This window comes from Pseudomonas sp. A1230, assembly GCF_044218825.1.
GTDB classification, from domain to species: domain Bacteria; phylum Pseudomonadota; class Gammaproteobacteria; order Pseudomonadales; family Pseudomonadaceae; genus Aquipseudomonas; species Aquipseudomonas iridis.
In genome coordinates, this window is sequence record NZ_CP162582.1 from 5,029,475 (window position 1) to 5,046,222 (window position 16,748).

Here is a 16,748-nt window from a genome sequence, read left to right on the forward strand (position 1 = left end):
GCATCCATCCATCAGGAGCAAGCGCATGAGCAACTATGACGTGGTGATTCTGGGCGGCGGCCCCGGTGGCTATAACGCGGCAATCCGCGCCGGTCAGTTGGGCCTCAAGGCTGCCTGTGTCGAAGGCCGGGCAACCCTCGGTGGCACCTGCCTGAACGTCGGTTGCATGCCCTCGAAAGCCTTGCTGCATGCTTCGGAACTGTACGAGGCAGCCATGGGCGCGGAGTTCGCCAACCTCGGAATCGAGGTCAAACCGACCCTGAATCTCGCGCAGATGATGAAGCAGAAAGACGAGAGCGTGACCGGCCTGACCAAGGGCATCGAGTTCCTGTTTCGCAAGAACAAGGTCGACTGGATCAAGGGCTGGGGCCACATCGACGGCCCGGGCAGGGTCACCGTGACCGACGATCAGGGCAGCAAGACCGAACTGACCGCCAAGGACATCATCATCGCCACCGGTTCCGAGCCCACTCCCCTGCCCGGTGTCGAGATCGACAACCAGCGCATCCTCGACTCCACCGGCGCGTTGTCGCTGAGCGAAGTGCCCAAACATCTGGTGGTGATTGGTGCTGGCGTGATCGGCCTCGAACTCGGATCGGTGTGGCGGCGACTCGGCGCGCAGGTCACCGTGGTCGAATACCTTGATCGTATCTGCCCCGGTGTCGATGGCGAGGCCGGCAAAACCCTGCAGCGTTCGCTGAGCAAGCAAGGCATTGCCTTCAAATTGAGTTCGAAAGTGACCAGCGCCACCACCTCGGCCAGCGGCGTGCAGCTCAGCGTCGAGCCTGCGGCGGGCGGCAGCGCCGAATTGCTGGAGGCCGGTTACGTGCTGGTTGCCATCGGCCGCCGCCCATACACCCAAGGCCTGGGCTTGGAAAACGTCGGGTTGAGCACCGACAAGCGCGGCATGCTCGCCAACCAGCAGCATCGCACCGAAGCCGCCGGGGTCTGGGTGATCGGCGACGTGACGTCCGGGCCGATGCTCGCGCACAAGGCTGAAGACGAAGCCATGGCCTGCGTCGAGCAGATCCACGGCAAAGCGGGCGAGGTCAATTACGATTTGATCCCCAACGTGATCTACACCAAGCCGGAGCTGGCCAGCGTTGGCAAGACCGAAGAGCAGCTCAAGGCCGAGGGACGCGCCTACAAGGTCGGCAAGTTTCCTTTCACCGCCAACAGTCGGGCGAAGATCAATCACGAGACCGAAGGGTTTGCCAAAGTCCTCGCCGATGAGCGCACGGACGAAGTGCTTGGCGTGCACCTGGTCGGGCCGAACGTGAGTGAGATGATTGGTGAGTTTTGTGTGGCGATGGAGTTCAGCGCTTCGGCCGAGGACATTGCCCTGACGTGCCATCCGCATCCGACGCGCTCCGAGGCATTGCGCCAGGCGGCGATGAATGTCGAGGGGATGGCGACGCAGATGTAGGTGTCGTCTGGACTACCGCTTCCGCGAGCAGGCTCGCTCCCACAGGGTTCTCGGGTGTTCACATAATTCGTGTTCGACGAAAATCCACTGTGGGAGCGAGCCTGCTCGCGATCGGCTCAACTCGGTCTAGGAAGGCAGATGCCCCAACGGCAACGCTCCCGGGGTCTTTACCGTATGAATCGCAAAGTTGCTGCGGATATCACTTACCCCCGGCAGTTTGAGCAGGTAACCGCTGAGAAAACGGTCGTACGCACGAAGGTCTGGCACCACCACTTGCAGCAAGAAATCCGACTCCCCCGATACCAGAAACGCTGAAATCACCTCCGGCAATGCAGTGACCGCTTTGTAAAAGGCTTCAGCCTGTTCATCGTTGTGCCGCTCGACCTTGACCCCGACAAACACCGTCAATCCCAGCCCCACTTCATCGCGATCCAGATTGGCCTGGTACCCACGAATCACCCCGGCCTCCTCCAGCATTCGCACGCGCCGCAAGCACGGCGACGCCGACAGGCCGATCTCGTCCGCCAGCTCGACATTGCTCAGGCGTCCGTCCCGCTGCAGTGCGGCGAGAATCTTGCGATCAAAAGCGTCGAGTTTCATGATTGGCAGATCCTGATTGTTTCAGCAGAAAAAAGAAGCAGGTTATGCCAATCACGATGGATTTTGAAGCGGACTACGCAAGCACCTGCCCCGCCCTTCGGCCCTAGACTGACCTCACCAAATCGACAACGAAAGGGGTGTGGCATGGCGAGTCTCTGGCTGTTTTTCCTGGCATTGGCTGTGGTTTTTCTTTTGCCTGGGCCGGACATGATCCTGTTGCTGCAAACCGGCGCCCGTCAGGGTCGCGGTGCGGCGCTGGCCACCGCCATCGGTCTTGGGATTGCCAGGGGTTGTCATGTCGCGTTGGCGGCGCTGGGGCTGGCCGCGTTGTTCAAGGCTGCGCCGTGGACGTTCGAAGTGGTACGGCTGGCCGGGGCGGCGTATCTGCTGTGGATCGGCATTCAATGTCTGCGCAGCACGCTGGTGCCGATCCTGAATGGCGGGGATGTTGCCCAGACTCAGGGCCAATGGCGTGAAGCGGTACGGCGCGGCTTGCTGACCAATCTGCTCAATCCCAAGGCGCTGTTGTTCTGCTCGGTGCTGTTGCCACAATTCATCGTCGCCGACGGTGCACCCGTGCTGACCCAGTTCGCCATGCTCGGCATGCTGCTGGTCGGCGTCGGCTTGCTGTTCGACAGCGCCTACGCCTTGACCGGCGCGGCGCTGGGCCGTTGGCTGCAACACAGTCCAACGGCCCAACGGGTTCAACAATGGCTGTTCGGCAGCCTGTTGATTGGCTTTGCGCTGCGCCTGACGTTCATCCAGCAGGCTTAGCTTTTACGTGCCTTGCGCCGGCGGCTGAACACCAGCAACGACGTGCCAACCACCAGCAGGAACGCAGCGATCTGTACCGGCCACTTATACGGCCTCAACGTGGCGCGCACCGAATCGGTCACTTGGGTGACATAACGCTTGTCAGCGTTTTCAAAATCCGGATATGGGCATTGATTGCCAAAATCCACCGCCCACGGCACGTAAGGCCCTTCCTTCACGTAGCGTTGATACAGCGCGCTTTGTTCTTCCAGGCTGCTGTTGAAACCAGCGGCGTTACACAACACGGCGGCGAACGCCTGACTGGTGTGGGGCAAATTATCGGCAGCACGACTGGCCAGAGCGGTGGCGACAAACCGATAGTGGAAACGCTGATCCGGCTGAGCTTCGCTGATTTTCTGGCGTTGCACCTCGGCTTCGCTCACCAGCGGCCCGACTTTCAACTCAGTGTTTTCCAGGCTGAAGCCGCCACCAAACACCGCGTAATCCGGCGCCATTTCATAACCGAGAATGTCCATGCCCCACTCGCGGGCGGTCCACGCCGCGTTATACAACGCGCTGGCGCGTGTGGTTGGCCACCACGCGGCATCAGCCTTGAGCCGCTGCTCGGCATAAAGGCGAGCCTTGTGTTGCAGATCGGGGTTGTCGAAATAGCTGATAGCCGCCTCGTAATGCCCTTCGCGCAACAAACGTCGGCCTAACAGATTGCGCAGTTTCGCCGCCACTGACAGCGGCACGTAGTTGTCGCGCTCCTCTTGGGTCAACACCGCGGGAGCCGGAACCGCTTCGTCGACATACTGCTTGAGTTCGTCGACCGTCAGCACCCGCTCGGCGACTGCTGCGGCATCGAACCAGTAGACGTCATTGCTGCGAAACAACTGCACGAAGGCCTGCAGGTATTCACCGCGTTGCAGTGCGAGAATTGCGCTTTCCCCCTCGACCCGACATTTAGGCTGGACCGTTTCATAGGCCCAGTCTGTCGTACGCCGATAGCCCCAATCCTCGGTCTGCGGGAAGGCCTGTGCGGCTTTGGCGTAGGCTGCCGCAGCGGCATTTTTATCACCGTCGCGCAGCGCCAGTTTCGCCCGCAACCACCATGCGAGTCCGCCGTCGCCGGCATTTTCGAGGAAGGCTTTGGCGCTGGCATAGTCACCCTGTTGATAATTCACAGCCGCCAGCCGATCAGCGTTTTCGAGGCTGCCACGGGTGCTGTTTTGCAGAAGCCTTACCAGTTTTTTCTCGTTCGGCGGTTCATCGCCGAACGACCAGCCCTGACGACTGAGCAACGATGCGGTGACTAGTTGCTGCACCGGTTTGTGTTCCAGCAATCGTGCCAGCTCAACCTCGGGCAGCTCCGCCAGCTCATTCATCAACTGCTTCAGCGAGGTGTTGCCTACCGCAGAACCGTGCAGGTTCTGCGCCTCATACAGTTCAATCGCGCCGGCCCAATCGCCAGTGGTGCGCAATATCCGCGCTTCTTCCCCGAGACTGGCGACGCCGAGCTCCAGCGGATCGCTGAAACCGTCGATGCTCAGTTGGCGAGTCTGACGAAATGCTTCGCGCGATTTTTCCAGCGTCTCGACCCCGTTGTTCGCCTCAGTGCTGATGGCAAACCAGGCGCGCCCCAGGGAGTACGCGGCCCACGTGCTGCGCAAGGAGCGCTGATCCGACGGCAGCGCCAGTAACCTGTCGAAATACTCGACCGCCAGCTGATGATCGCCCGTCGCGAACGCCACCGCGCCTGCCACGTAAAGACGAATTTCCGCTGGCAGACTGGCACCCTGCACCTCGACCTGACGCGCATCCGTCAAACCGCGCAGTTGTTTGACCAGCGCCTGTTGTTCTGGCTTGAGCCCGACCTGCTCGGCCTTTTCACGCTGTTCGACCGTTTCAGTCGACTCGGCATAGGATTCGTTCGGGTTGTAGGTCGCGGCAGTGACGTTCTTCAGCCCGGCGATGGTTTTACCCAGGCGACTCAGCTCAAAGTTGAAGTTGCCCTCAGGTAGCTCCGACATCGTCTGCCCGCGATTATCGAGCAGGCGCATCGGGAAGTCCGGGCCGCAGGCCAGCGCCGAACCCAGCGGCAGGCTGAGGCTCAGGCAGAGCAGATGGCGGGGCCAGTTACGGGTCAACATGCGAACCTCCTTGATCAATATTTGCGCAACGCGCCCAACCAATGGCGCGCTGCCCGTTCGCTGGCAATCGGCCGTCGCGAAGGCGGGTGAAGGTAAGCAGATCCGGGCTTTGTTGCAACGAGTAACCGGCGAGCGCGTCAGCGCCTTCGCAATCCCGGGCCTTCAGGGTGATCTGTGCGGGCCAGGCGCTGTCGAGGTTGCCGGTATTGTTGAGCTTGATGTCGTAGAGGCCGCTCTGCTCGCTGAACGTCACGTCGAGTTGGCTGTACAGCGTATCGCCCCGCGCTACGGCGCGCAGCGTGGTCAAACTCCAGGCGCGACGGTCGTTGACCAGCGGCAGGCGAAACCAGATCAGGCCGGCCAGATGTTGCGGCGGATCGTCACGCAGCGTTTTACCCAGTCGGTTCAGTTGCAGCGGATCGGCCAGCAATTCGCGGCGCTCTCCGCCACGTTCAAGCTGAACCTCGCTTTCCACAACCGGTGCGCCGCCGACATCCGGCAACAGCGCCACGCCATAGGCCGGTAGCGCCAGGTAGAACGGTTTGTCGGTGAGCCGCGCCCAAGCCTTGGCCCACTTCAACGCTTGATCAGGGTCAAACAAGCCTCGCCGCGGATCGCTGACCGCATGCACTTGCAGCACGCTGCTGTCGACCGTGGCCAGCAGCGCGGGCAGCTGCGAACTGTCGAGCCACGCCGGCAGCGCGGTGATGCTCAGCGGCAACGTCGGCGGCAACGCGGAGCGCAGATGAGTGAGGAATTGTGCGTAGGCCGGCAGCCGCGCATTGCCAGCGTCGTGGTCGATCTCCACGCCGCTCAGGGTCAGACCTTGCGCCTGCCAATCTGCAACGACCTGAAGAATCTGCGCCGTGACCTGTTGCTGATCCAGCGCCTGGAGCTGGCCGTCGAGGCGGATCACCGCGATCAACGGACGACCATCGTTTTTCAGCAGCGGCGCATCGATGCGCGCCCGGCTCCATCCTTCATGGGGGAAGGCCTGCAACGCCAACACGCGCAGGGTGGAAAAATCACTTCGGCTGTCGCGCAATGCCGCCTCATGGGCTGGCGTCCATTGGCGTTGCCAGACGTAGAGTTGCTGGTCGAGTGGCGGTGCGGTCTGCTGATCGCACCCCACAAGCAACAGCAACGTGATCAGAATCGAATAACCAAACCGCATGAAGTCGCTAATCCCTGCCGACGAAAAATGCAGGGTACACAACATCCTGTAGGAGCTGTCGAGTGAAACGAGGCTGCGATCTTTTGATGATGATTTTTGGAAATCAGATCAAAAGATCGCAGCGCCTACAGTGAGATCCAGCGATGCCTTGAGGTAAGCGGCTCAAGGCTTGCGGGCAATGATCACCTGACTCTTCGCCACCACCGTTTCCAGCGCATCTTTGATCTGTGCGCCGCGGGGTGACGAGAGCAAGGCTTGCCAGGTATTGGCCCAGTGATTGAGCAAAGGGTGATCGGGGTTGCTCAGGTCGACCTTCGCCTCCCAGAACAGCAGCATCCACATCGACCAGTAAAAGCCGTACTGACTGTGGCTGATGACCTCAAGACCGGCTTCACTGACCATGGTCTTGAACTGTTCTTCGCTGATGATGCGAACGTGATTGGGCTTCTCGTAATACGCCGGTGCAGCAATGTCTTTTTGCAGGTCTTCGGAGCTCGGGTGCGGCACGCTTAACAGATACAACGCCCCCGACTGGCCGACGCGCACCAGCTCGGCGAGGAACTGCGCCGGATCGTCGACATGCTCGAGGACTTCGGTGGAGACCACGCGGGTGGCGGTGCCATCGGCAATCGGCAGTGGATTGCCGTCGGTGACGTGGCACTCGACACTGCGCGCCGGGGTCTCGCTCAAACGCTGGCGGGCCTGTTCGATCTTGTCGCCGTCAATGTCGGCGACAATGAGCCGCGCCCCACGCCTGCCACAAAACTGCATGTTGCCGCCGTCACCGCAGCCGACATCGATCACGATGTCATCCGCCGATACCGGGAAGCCTTTATAGAGCTCTCCCGTCTCCTCGTTGAACCAGCCACTGAGCTGGGCATCGTGCAGACCGAGCATGAACGGATCGACCTTCTCGGCGACCGGCGTGACCGCCGCGACGGGCGCAGCAACCGGGGCGGGGGTCGCCGCTGTGAGTTTTCTCAAAAAGCTCAGCATGAGGTGGCTCCAAAATTGATATTCATGATCGGTTCGCCGCTCATGACGTCTGTCCCGCGTCCAGCGGTTTGCGGGCGATGATCACCTGACTCTTGGGCATGAAACGGTCAAGCGTCTGCTTGATGGCGAGGCCTTCGGGTTGATCGAGCAAGTCCTGCCAGGTTCTGGCCCAGCTCTCCATCAAAGGCATGAACGGCTCCTGGATTCGATCCCGTACCGCACCGGCGGGGTCCCGACCGGCCGCACGTTCGCCGGCCCAGAAAAAGATCATGCCCATCACCCAGAAAAAACCGTTGGCCTGACGATGCTCGATCACCAGACCCGCGTCCTCTACCAGCGCGGCGAAGCGCTCCGCGGTGTAAATCTGCACATGATTGGGTGACTGGTAGTAACTGGCCGGAGCAATGCCTTTTTGCAGGTGTTCGCCAATCGGCGCCGGCACGCTGAGCAGGTATTGCGCGCCGGGACGGCCCATGCGCACCAGTTCGGCCATGAACGGCTCAGGCTGGTCGATATGCTCCAGCACTTCCATGCACACCACTTTGCTCGCGCAACCATCGGCCAGCGGTAACGGCAAACTGTTGCTGACCAGCCCGAGATTCGACTGGCGACTTTGCGCTTCGACCTGACGAGCAAGGTCGCGCACCTTGTCCAGTTCACTGTCGGTGAAGATCACCGAGGCGCCTTGGCGGACCGCAAACAGTGTCGCTACACCTTCGCCGCAACCCACATCGAGCAACGTATCGTAAGCCGTGATTGCAAAGCCCTTGAGCAACTCGCCGCTGTCACCCAAAAACCAACCGTCGAGGACGGCGTCACGCAAACCGACGTCGCGCGGCGACACCGTATCGCGCGGAGCCGGCGTCGGCTCTGGCAAGGAGACCGCTACAGGTGCCGGGCGAAAGCGGGCGAGCAGACGCCGGATCATGCGCCCGAGGCTTCCACGGATACCGCCTCGGCGGTGGCTGAGCGCTGGGCAAAAAATGCCCGCAAACGCTGTTCGGCGGTGGTCTGGCTACAAAACCGCTGCAGGCTGCGCACGGCTTCGGCCGACATTGCGGCGTAACGCGGCTGATCGGCTTTCGCCACCTCATAACTGGCGCGATAGGCCGCACACAGCGAATCCCAATTGGTCATGTAACGCATCGTGCGGTAGGCGGCGCGTGGGTCATGCGGCCAGGCCGTCAGCTCTTCGGTGAAGTCGACGATGAACGCGTTGTCGCTGTTCACGTAGTCAGCCATCGCCGTGTTCAGTGGCGCAATGGCCGGTTTGCCGCATGACATGAATTCCATCAGCGGCAGGCACTGGCCTTCACCGTATGAACTGTTGACCACGAAGCTGGTGGCTTGCACCAGCCGTTCGTAATCACCGTCCGCCAGATAACCGTGAATCAGCACGATCCGGCATTGGTAGGACTGGTTCTTGTACAAGTGGTGGAGCATGTCGGTGAGCGCATTGGCGATGTCGTGGTGCGTGAGTTTCAGCACCAGCGTCGCATCGGCAGTGTCACGGAATGTCGTGCAGAACGCGCTGATCATGTCCTGCCAGTTCTTGCGCCCGTCGTAAGGATTGAACACCGAGGTGTAGACCACGCCCTCCAGCTGCAACGGGCAATCCTGCGCCGGCGCGGCAAAGGACATCGGGGTGCCTTCGCAGCGTCCGGGTGGCCCGTAAGGCCGCAAGTCGACGGTGCGACTGTCAATCAGCAGCCCGCGCAGGTTCAGCGTGACCGGCTCGACCACAGGGTGTCGTTCCAGATGCTCACCGCGGGCGGCGAAGCGATCCCACACCGGCGCGGGGATCGCACAGACCGGATAGTCTTCGCCCATCACATCGCGCACGGTGTTGACCGTGAATGTCGAATGGGTAATCGCCCGGCCACATGCTTCAAGCACCACACGCCAGTCGTGGCGCGGTTCGCCCTGCCAGCTCTCGGTGGGAATGGTGCTGAACTCCCAGGCAAACACCGGGATGGTCGGGCAGGCGTAATGAATCGGCGTACGGTGCGGTGGAGAGAACGACAGGTAGATGCACTCTTCACCCCGGCTCAGACAGTCGAAATACAGGCGATCCACCAGTTCGTCGGGGTTGCTGACTTCGATGACCTGACCAATGCGCTCCAGCACCGGGCGGAACTCCTTGAGCACAAAGTAGTAGCTGTACTCGGGCCGTCCGAGGTTTTGCTGGATGTTGCTCTTGTTGGTTTCCGAATGAATGATGATCAACATGAGGCAGTCCTCGACTCGGCTGTCAGCGGCGTGGTTGCGCTCTGCGCCTTGAGCTCGAAAAACTGCATCACGCGCTGCTGAACCGGGGCGAAGCCGCAGTAATCGCGCATGCGTTCATTGGCTGCCGCGGCCATCGCCTGATACGCATCCGGATGGTTTTTGGCCATGGCGTAACTGTCCTCATAGGCGGCTTTCAGCGAGCCCCAGTCCGGGCGATGGCGCAGGGTACGGTAGAGGATGCGCACATCCTCCGGCCAGATCGTCGGCTCATGGCTGGACTTGACGACGAATCCGACCCGCTCATCGATATAGTCGTGCATCGCCGTGTGGTTCGGGGCAATCACCGGTTTGGCGCAGGACATGAATTCCATCAACGGCAGGCACAAACCTTCGCAGCGCGAAGCGTTGACGTAGAAACTCGCGGCACCGTAAAGCCTGGCGAACTCCTCGTCGTCCAGATAGCCGTGCATGACCACCACCCGACAGGCAAACGGCGAGAGTTGCGAGAGCAAGGTGATCAAGTGAACGTAGTAGCTCGACAAGTCGTTCTGGGTGATTTTCAACACCAGCGTGGCGTCTTCGTTGTCACGCATGGCCCAGCAGAAGGCGGTGATCAGGTGATGCCAGTTCTTGCGACCGTCGGCGGGATTGAACACGCTGACATAGACCACGCCACTGACGTCGATCTGTACCTGCTCGTTGGTGTCGGGCAACGCCGCTTGCGGATGGGCGTCAGGTTGCATCGCCTCGCTCACGGTGGTGGGCACCGGCAAGGGTGCTGCTGGCGCGGCCGGCGTGCGCAATTTCGTCAGTTGCTGGCGGATGGCATTTGGCACTACATCGCACAAGGCTTCGCGATACCACAGCAGCAGGTTGTGCTTGAGTAAAAAAAGCGGCGGGTGTTCAGCTGGCGCCGTCAGCGCCCGGAAGCTTTCGCGCAAGTAGTGTTTGGAAATGAAGACGCGTCGGCGCAAGGTCAGTGGCACAGGTACTTCGGGTTCCGGCTCTGGTTCCACCAGGCCGCGAGTTTCCAGCTCCTGCTCATTGAATATCGGCGCGATCAAGCCATCGGCGGACAGCCCCAGTACTCGGCTGTCGATGATGCAGCCCTTGATCTGCAGCGTGGTGCCCGGGTTTACCGGGACACTTGGAAAGTCTCTGCGCACGTGCGCAAAGCGCTCCCACAACGGTGTGGGTAGTACCAGCACGGGGAAGTCTTCACCCAAAGTCCGGCGGATCGCCTGCGCGGTATGGGTGGACAAGGTAATCACCCGGCCATGACGTGCCAGGGTCTGGCTCCAGTCCTGACGAGGATCGTCGTCGCAGCACTCGGACGGGATCGAGTCATACTCCCAGGCAATCACGCAGACCATCGGGCACTGCAGATCGATCGGGGTTTTGTGCGGTGGCGAAAACGAAAGGAACAGGCATTCCTGACCGGCCTCGCTCAACTGCCGGTACAGCGGATCGACCTCGTCGACCGACGCCACCACATGCACGCGGCCAAGGCTTTCCAGCACCGGCCGATAAGCCTTGAGCACGAAGTAGTAACTGTATTCGGGACGCCCGAGACTCTGGCTGATGGAACTGTCGTTGACGTCCGAGTAAAGAATGAAATTCATGGCATCCCACGATGAAGCCGCCATCCCGACCGCTTCATGCTATGACGGCCCGACGTCGGATCAAGTCGGCATCACCGGGGCTTGAACTTCATCTACAGGCACGTCTTCGTTCTTGTTTTAGTGGTTGGTTTCACCCTGTTGCGCAACACCCACGGTGAACTTTGGGCAATCGCGACGAAGGGCATTCTAAACACATCCGTCGAGGATTCGTGAACCGCACGATGAGAAAAATCTGACTACGCTAACGAGAACTGACCAGTCACGGTTTGCCTGTTGAAATTGCCGCGCAATTGGCACAGATTGGCACCAAACAACTACAACAACTGACTTCGCCTGCCGTCTTGCCGTTTTTCTCCATCGGTCTGACAGACTTCCCCTCAAAGCATGTGGGAAAGCGGCGCAAGTTCAAGACCAAGGGGTCGCGGTTTGAAAAAGCGTCTGTTCATTACGGGCCTCAGTGGCTTCGTGGGACAACATATTCAGTCACGATTGGCGCTACCCGATTCGCCGTGGGAGCTTCTGTCTGCCGCAACGCCCTACGACCTCACGGACGCGGGCAGCCTCGTCGATCTCTGGCCTCAAGTACCCGACGCGGTCATCCATCTGGCCGGGCAGAGAGACAGCTTCGTCATCGCCAGTGCCGCCCGCCAGATCAGTCGCATCAAACAAGGCCTGCAAGCGCCACAACTGGAAGTCGGCGACATCGACGTGACCCGCGACTTCCTTGATGTCGCCGATGTGATTTCGGCCTACCTCGCGCTGCTTGAAAAAGGCCAATCGGGGCAGGTCTACAACGTCTGCTCGGTACAGCGCGCCGTGACCAAGTCGCCCCCGGACGAGGTGTACAACCTGGCGGCGCAAAGCTTCGTTGCCGCCTCCTGGGATCAACCGGTGACCACCGGCATCGTCGATGGCCTGGGCATCACCCACTTGCTCGAAGCGATCCTCCAGTTCAGCCCGCACACCCGGTTCTATCAGGCCTCAACGAGCGAAATGTTCGGTCTGATCCAGGCTGAGCAGCAGGACGAGAACACGCCGTTCTACCCGCGCATGATGTACGGCGCGTCGCCAAGCAACTCAAGAACAAATCCCACGAAACCTATCGCCTGCATCGTACGGTCAGCTGCCCCTGCGGCACCTACACCGTGCTCGAGGAAGGCCCGCGCTTCAAGATCAAGCGCATCGTGGTTAAACCCGGCGCCAAACTGTCCCTGCAAATGCACCATCAACGCAACGAAAACTGGGTGGGGGTCGAAGGCATGGCCAAGGTCACCATCAATGGCGACGGCACGCATCTTGTGGCCAAGAATGAATCGACGTTCATTGCCGCAGGCCACAAACATCGTCTGGAAAACTCCGGCGTGATCGACCTGGTGATCATCGAAGTGCAAAGCGGCGAATATTTGGGAGAGGACGACATCGTCCGCTTCGAAGACCAATACGGCAGGACGGTTTGAATGCTGCTTTCCCTGTACCGCTCGCTGCGCAGCTACCGTGGATTCATCCTCGGTAACGTCAAGCGAGAGTTTCAAGCGCGGTATCGCAACTCGCTGTTTGGTGCGCTGTGGGCCGTACTCAATTCGCTGTCGATGATCATCATCTACACGGTGATCTTTTCCCAGATCATGCGCGCCCGCCTGCCCGGCATGGCATTGCTGGCGCTGATACCGCTGCTGATCCTGCAAGTGGTCTTCGCCGCCGGACTCGGCATGCTGCCGGGCATTCTCAATGTGTTCTTTCGCGATGTCGGGCAAATGTTCGGCATCTGCCTGCAATTCTGGTTCTGGCTGACACCGATCGTGTATCCGTTGTCGATCCTGCCGCCGGGCATCCAGCACGTGATCAGCCTCAACCCGATGACTGCGTTGATGACCAATTACCAGAATGTATTCCTCTACAACCAATGGCCGGACAGGTCCTCCCTGACGCCGTTGCTGATCATCGGACTCGTGCTCTGCGCCATGGCGCTGCACCTGTTCCGCCAACGGGTGGGTAAAATGGTGGATGAACTCTGATGGGGCATATACGCGTCAGTGGCCTGGCCAAGGCTTACAAACAGTACCCCAATCGCTGGAGCCGGTTGTTTGAATGGCTGGTGCCGTTTTCCCGGCCCCGGCATCACTTGCACTGGGTCTTGCAGGGTGTTGATTTCGAGATTCAGCCCGGCGAAGCCGTGGGCATTGTCGGCGTCAACGGCGCGGGCAAAAGCACCCTGCTGAAGATGATCACCGGCACCACTCAACCGACCTGCGGACAGATCCAGTTGCAAGGCCGGGTCGCCGCGCTGCTGGAACTGGGCATGGGCTTCCACCCCGACTTCACCGGTCGCCAGAACGCTTTCATGGCCGGCCAGTTGCTGGGGATGCAGGGTGAAGAGATCGACGCGTTAATGCCGCAAATCGAAAGTTTTGCTGAAATCGGCGAAGCCATCGATCAGCCCGTGCGCACCTATTCCAGCGGCATGCAGATGCGTCTGGCGTTCAGTGTCGCCACTGCGCGGCGCCCGGACATCCTGATCGTCGACGAAGCGCTGTCGGTCGGCGATGCCTATTTCCAGCACAAAAGCTTCGAGCGCATCCGCAGCTTCCGCAAGGCCGGCACCACGCTGCTGATTGTTTCCCACGACCGCTCGGCCATCCAGTCGATCTGCGATACCGCGATCCTTCTGGAAAACGGTCACCTGGCCATGCGCGGCAAGCCCGAAGAAGTCATGGACTACTACAACGCCACGCTTGCCCAGCGTGAAGGCCAGATCGTGCGTCAGGAGATGCTCGCCAACGGCCAGATACAAACCATTTCCGGCACCGGCGAAGCCGGAATCATCAGCGTGCGCCTGCTCGATGCGCAGGGGCGCAGCCTCGAAGTGACGGAAGTCGGCCAGCCAGTGGTGCTGGAAGTTCAGACAGAAGTACGTGAAGACATCGAACGGCTGATTCTCGGCTTCATGATCAAGGATCGCCTGGGCCAGGCGATTTACGGAATCAATACCCATCGCCTCGACAAACCGGTCGTCGAGCTCAGTGCAGGTGATCGCGTAACGTTCCGCTTCGCCTTTGACATGCGTCTGGGCAAGGGCAGTTATTCGGTGGCGCTGAGCCTGTCGCGGCTGGATTCGCACCTGGACCGCAACTTTGAGTGGCGCGACTACGGCTTGATCTTCCATGTGATCAACAGCCGTCAGGAAGACTTCGTCGGCTGCGCCTGGCTGCAAGCGCACACAGAAATCACTCGGTCCAGTGGCAACCTCACGCCAACGCCTGATACGGAGATCTCGCGATGACACGATTGTTGGTGGAATGCACTTACGTATTCGAACACCCAAGCGCCAACTCGGGCATTCAGCGCGTGGTCCGCAACGTCATCCAGCAATTGCCGGCCGCCGACGAGAACGTTGAATGCATCCCGGTGGTGATGATCGGTGGTGCTCTGTATCAAGTTAAGAGCCTGGCGCCCCTGAAATCGGCAACGCTGGATTTGACCGGCCTGCGAGTGAAACTCGAGCAATGGGCCAATGGTTTCTGGCTGCGCCACCGTGCATTGGAGCGCCGCCGTCCATTCAGCCAGTCGCATTTCGCTCGCCGCGTGTTGTACGTCGGGTGCCGGCTGAGCGCTTTCGCCTGTTTCAGCCTGCCGATGCGCCTGCTGCAGCGAGCCCTCAAAGGCAAGCAAATTCCCGAGCGCTGCGTGCCGTTACAGCATCGGGCCGGCGATCAACTGGTACTGCTCGACTCGTCCTGGCACGCCAATGTTTTCCCCCTGGCCGAGCAACTCAAGCGTGACGGGGTCGGTATCGTTTCGGTGATCTACGACCTGATCCCGCTGACCCACCCGCAATTCTGCGATGCCGGGCTGGTCAAAGTGTTCAACGACTGGTTCGACTGGATCGCCCGCGCAGCCGACGGCTATGTGGCAATTTCGACGACCATCCGCGATCAGGTGCGAGAAGAAATGCTGCGGCGCATCGGTTCGCAACAGGTCGCACAGCGCTGGTTCGATTATTTCCACCTCGGTTCGGAACTGGACTTGAGCGACATCGATACCAAGGTCGATCAATACTTGTTGCATATGTTCAAAACAGTGGAACCGGTGTTCCTCATGGTCAGCACCATCGAGCCGCGCAAAAACCACGCTTACCTGCTCGATGCATTCGAGCGCGCCTGGGCCACGGGGTCCAAAGCGCGGTTATGCATCGTCGGCAAGATCGGCTGGAAGTGCGAAGCGTTGATCGAACGCATCCGCCTGCATCCCGAGCTGAACCGCCGCTTGTTCATGTACAACACACTCTCGGACAAAAGCCTCGAACACGCCTACTCCCATGCGACGGCGCTGGTATTCCCGTCCTACGTAGAAGGGTTCGGTCTGCCACTGGTAGAAGCGATGCAACGTGGTTTACCGGCGATGGCCAGTGATATCCCGGTGTTTCGCGAGATCGGCGGCGATTACATGGCGTATTTCGATCTGGCCAACCCGCAGAGCCTGACCCACCTGATCACCGACATGGAACGCAGCCAGGTCTTTCCAGCACCGCTGAGCCTGGAACAGTGGCGCTGGCTGAGCTGGCGCGAAGCGAGTGCGCAACTGATTGAACGCATCGAGCACAATTTGCATCCTTCGCCGGCAATCCCGGAGAGCCAGCATGCGCATTGCTCTTAACGCCCGGATTCTGCAGGCGCCGCGCACCGGCATCGGCCACTACGTCGCCGAACTGGTCAACGCCTTGCGCAGCGAGCCCGACGTCGAAATGACGCTGTTTCATGGTTGGGGCTGGAGTTCGGCGCTACCGGAAGCGGCAATGCCCGGCTATTCGCGTTTGACGCCACTGCTGCGGCAGATTCCCGGAGCCTATCAGGCACGGCGCTGGATGGAGCAAAAGCGCTTCGATCAGGGCCGCGCGCAAGGCATCGACCTGTATCACGAGCCCAGTCTGTGGCCGCTGGCTTTCGACGGCCCGACGGTGATCACCCTGCACGATCTGACGCATCTGCATTTTCCCGAGACTCAGCCGTCGGCTCGGCTCAGGGAAATCGAGCGGCGGCTGGCCCTTGGCATCGAGCAAGCGCAGGTGATTCTGACTGACTCACAGGCAATTGCCGACGAGGCGCAAGACTATTTCGGACTGCCCGCGGAGCGTTTTGTGGTGGCGCCACTGGGCGTCGCCGAGCGGTTTCATCCACGCGAAGCCGACATGATCAGCGCGGTACTCAAGGCTCATGCCGTGCAGGCTCGCGAGTATTTCCTGTGTGTCGGTACGCTGGAGCCACGCAAGAACCTGAGCCTGGCGTTGCGCGCCCATGCCCTGCTGCCGGAAGCGGTGCGCGAACGCTTTCCGCTGTTGATCGTCGGCATGGCCGGTTGGCAGCGTGAGCAGCTCAGTGACGAGCTGCGCCGGGCGTTGGCCAGTGGAAATGTTTGCCTGCTCGGCTACCTGCCTGATGAACAAGTGGCGCAACTGCTGGCCGGCGCTCGGGCACTGATTTTTCCTTCGCTGTATGAAGGCTTCGGCCTGCCGGTACTGGAGGCGATGGCCAGCGGCACGCCGGTGGTGGTCACTCGCTCTTCGGCAATGCCGGAAGTGGCGGGGGCTGCTGGCAACTATATCGACGCCGACGATGCAGACGGCTTGCGCGATGCGATGAGCCGACTGATCGACGATCAAACACATTGGCAGGCATGCCGAGAAGCCGGCTTGCAGCAGGCGCGTTTTTTTTCCTGGCAGCGTTGCGCACAGGCCACGGCCGGTGCCTACCGCCAGGCCATGGGAAGTTGAAGGCGAGTTCTTCATTTCTTCAAAACGT

General features: G+C 60.5%; 13 protein-coding genes and 3 pseudogenes. 9 read left to right on the forward strand and 7 right to left on the reverse strand.

Going from position 1 to position 16,748, the window contains the following annotated elements; all coding sequences use genetic code 11:
• Positions 1-25 precede the first annotated feature (25 nt).
• Positions 26-1,426 carry a dihydrolipoyl dehydrogenase gene (lpdA, locus tag AB4P97_RS23560; protein WP_395601686.1) on the forward strand — a complete coding sequence of 467 codons (1,401 nt, stop codon included), beginning with the start codon at positions 26-28 and terminating at the stop codon, positions 1,424-1,426.
• 126 nt (positions 1,427-1,552) lie between these two features.
• Here the strand turns inward: lpdA and AB4P97_RS23565 are convergent, their stop codons facing one another.
• Entirely contained in the window at positions 1,553-2,026 is a 474-nt protein-coding gene (locus AB4P97_RS23565; RefSeq protein WP_042561872.1) for an Lrp/AsnC family transcriptional regulator, read from the reverse strand.
• A 144-nt stretch (positions 2,027-2,170) separates the two neighbouring features.
• Between AB4P97_RS23565 and AB4P97_RS23570 the strand changes: the two genes are divergently transcribed.
• Complete coding sequence (locus AB4P97_RS23570) at positions 2,171-2,800, forward strand: LysE family translocator (RefSeq protein WP_042561873.1); 630 nt, start codon at positions 2,171-2,173, stop codon at positions 2,798-2,800.
• Here the strand turns inward: AB4P97_RS23570 and AB4P97_RS23575 are convergent.
• The 6 genes from AB4P97_RS23575 to AB4P97_RS23600 all read right to left on the reverse strand — a co-directional run bounded on the left by AB4P97_RS23575 (position 2,797) and on the right by AB4P97_RS23600 (position 10,953).
• Positions 2,797-4,932, reverse strand: a complete 2,136-nt coding sequence (locus AB4P97_RS23575) for a hypothetical protein (RefSeq protein WP_395601687.1) — start codon at positions 4,930-4,932, stop codon at positions 2,797-2,799. The two genes, AB4P97_RS23570 and AB4P97_RS23575, sit on opposite strands and share 4 nt — an antisense overlap.
• Positions 4,919-6,106, reverse strand: coding sequence for a DUF3142 domain-containing protein (locus AB4P97_RS23580; protein ID WP_395601688.1), 1,188 nt, complete (start codon positions 6,104-6,106; stop codon positions 4,919-4,921). Before AB4P97_RS23580 ends, AB4P97_RS23575 begins: the two co-directional genes overlap by 14 nt.
• A gap of 162 nt (positions 6,107-6,268) precedes the next feature.
• On the reverse strand, positions 6,269-7,102 hold the full coding sequence (locus tag AB4P97_RS23585) for a bifunctional 2-polyprenyl-6-hydroxyphenol methylase/3-demethylubiquinol 3-O-methyltransferase UbiG (RefSeq protein WP_042561876.1): 834 nt from the start codon (positions 7,100-7,102) through the stop codon (positions 6,269-6,271).
• 40 nt (positions 7,103-7,142) lie between these two features.
• Positions 7,143-8,030, reverse strand: coding sequence for a bifunctional 2-polyprenyl-6-hydroxyphenol methylase/3-demethylubiquinol 3-O-methyltransferase UbiG (locus AB4P97_RS23590; protein WP_042561877.1), 888 nt, complete (start codon positions 8,028-8,030; stop codon positions 7,143-7,145).
• Positions 8,027-9,331: a glycosyltransferase gene (locus AB4P97_RS23595; RefSeq protein ID WP_042561878.1), complete on the reverse strand. Its 1,305-nt coding sequence runs from the start codon at positions 9,329-9,331 to the stop codon at positions 8,027-8,029. The genes AB4P97_RS23590 and AB4P97_RS23595 overlap by 4 nt, the downstream gene beginning before the upstream one ends.
• Entirely contained in the window at positions 9,325-10,953 is a 1,629-nt protein-coding gene (locus AB4P97_RS23600; RefSeq protein WP_047304381.1) for a glycosyltransferase, read from the reverse strand. The genes AB4P97_RS23595 and AB4P97_RS23600 overlap by 7 nt, the downstream gene beginning before the upstream one ends.
• 384 nt (positions 10,954-11,337) lie before the next feature.
• Between AB4P97_RS23600 and AB4P97_RS23605 the strand changes: the two are divergent.
• The 7 genes and pseudogenes from AB4P97_RS23605 to AB4P97_RS23635 all read left to right on the forward strand — a co-directional run.
• Positions 11,338-11,694, forward strand: a pseudogene (locus AB4P97_RS23605) (NAD-dependent epimerase/dehydratase family protein); the annotation flags it as partial.
• 54 nt (positions 11,695-11,748) lie between these two features.
• Positions 11,749-12,021 (forward strand): annotated as a pseudogene (locus AB4P97_RS23610) (GDP-mannose 4,6-dehydratase); the annotation flags it as partial.
• Positions 12,006-12,410: pseudogene (locus AB4P97_RS23615) on the forward strand (cupin domain-containing protein); the annotation flags it as partial. The pseudogenes AB4P97_RS23610 and AB4P97_RS23615, both read left to right, overlap by 16 nt.
• Positions 12,411-12,968 (forward strand): ABC transporter permease, encoded by a 558-nt coding sequence (locus AB4P97_RS23620; RefSeq protein ID WP_115146688.1) that lies wholly within the window; start codon positions 12,411-12,413, stop codon positions 12,966-12,968.
• The gene (locus tag AB4P97_RS23625) at positions 12,968-14,233 is read left to right on the forward strand and encodes an ABC transporter ATP-binding protein (protein ID WP_395601689.1); all 1,266 of its coding nucleotides are present in this window, start codon (positions 12,968-12,970) and stop codon (positions 14,231-14,233) included. The genes AB4P97_RS23620 and AB4P97_RS23625 overlap by 1 nt, the downstream gene beginning before the upstream one ends.
• Positions 14,230-15,606 carry a glycosyltransferase family 1 protein gene (locus AB4P97_RS23630; protein WP_042561883.1) on the forward strand — a complete coding sequence of 459 codons (1,377 nt, stop codon included), beginning with the start codon at positions 14,230-14,232 and terminating at the stop codon, positions 15,604-15,606. The genes AB4P97_RS23625 and AB4P97_RS23630 overlap by 4 nt, the downstream gene beginning before the upstream one ends.
• Positions 15,590-16,720 carry a glycosyltransferase family 4 protein gene (locus AB4P97_RS23635; RefSeq protein ID WP_395601690.1) on the forward strand — a complete coding sequence of 377 codons (1,131 nt, stop codon included), beginning with the start codon at positions 15,590-15,592 and terminating at the stop codon, positions 16,718-16,720. Before AB4P97_RS23630 ends, AB4P97_RS23635 begins: the two co-directional genes overlap by 17 nt.
• The last annotated feature ends 28 nt before the right edge of the window (positions 16,721-16,748 follow it).

Bases quoted from the DNA above. Each gene is read 5' to 3' on its own strand.
- lpdA (WP_395601686.1), top strand. From the start codon at position 26: ATGAGCAACTATGACGTGGTGATTCTGGGCGGCGGCCCCGGTGGCTAT.
- AB4P97_RS23565 (WP_042561872.1), bottom strand. From the start codon at position 2,026: ATGAAACTCGACGCTTTTGATCGCAAGATTCTCGCCGCACTGCAGCGG.
- AB4P97_RS23570 (WP_042561873.1), top strand. From the start codon at position 2,171: ATGGCGAGTCTCTGGCTGTTTTTCCTGGCATTGGCTGTGGTTTTTCTT.
- AB4P97_RS23575 (WP_395601687.1), bottom strand. From the start codon at position 4,932: ATGTTGACCCGTAACTGGCCCCGCCATCTGCTCTGCCTGAGCCTCAGC.
- AB4P97_RS23580 (WP_395601688.1), bottom strand. From the start codon at position 6,106: ATGCGGTTTGGTTATTCGATTCTGATCACGTTGCTGTTGCTTGTGGGG.
- AB4P97_RS23585 (WP_042561876.1), bottom strand. From the start codon at position 7,102: ATGCTGAGCTTTTTGAGAAAACTCACAGCGGCGACCCCCGCCCCGGTT.
- AB4P97_RS23590 (WP_042561877.1), bottom strand. From the start codon at position 8,030: ATGATCCGGCGTCTGCTCGCCCGCTTTCGCCCGGCACCTGTAGCGGTC.
- AB4P97_RS23595 (WP_042561878.1), bottom strand. From the start codon at position 9,331: ATGTTGATCATCATTCATTCGGAAACCAACAAGAGCAACATCCAGCAA.
- AB4P97_RS23600 (WP_047304381.1), bottom strand. From the start codon at position 10,953: ATGAATTTCATTCTTTACTCGGACGTCAACGACAGTTCCATCAGCCAG.
- AB4P97_RS23620 (WP_115146688.1), top strand. From the start codon at position 12,411: ATGCTGCTTTCCCTGTACCGCTCGCTGCGCAGCTACCGTGGATTCATC.
- AB4P97_RS23625 (WP_395601689.1), top strand. From the start codon at position 12,968: ATGGGGCATATACGCGTCAGTGGCCTGGCCAAGGCTTACAAACAGTAC.
- AB4P97_RS23630 (WP_042561883.1), top strand. From the start codon at position 14,230: ATGACACGATTGTTGGTGGAATGCACTTACGTATTCGAACACCCAAGC.
- AB4P97_RS23635 (WP_395601690.1), top strand. From the start codon at position 15,590: ATGCGCATTGCTCTTAACGCCCGGATTCTGCAGGCGCCGCGCACCGGC.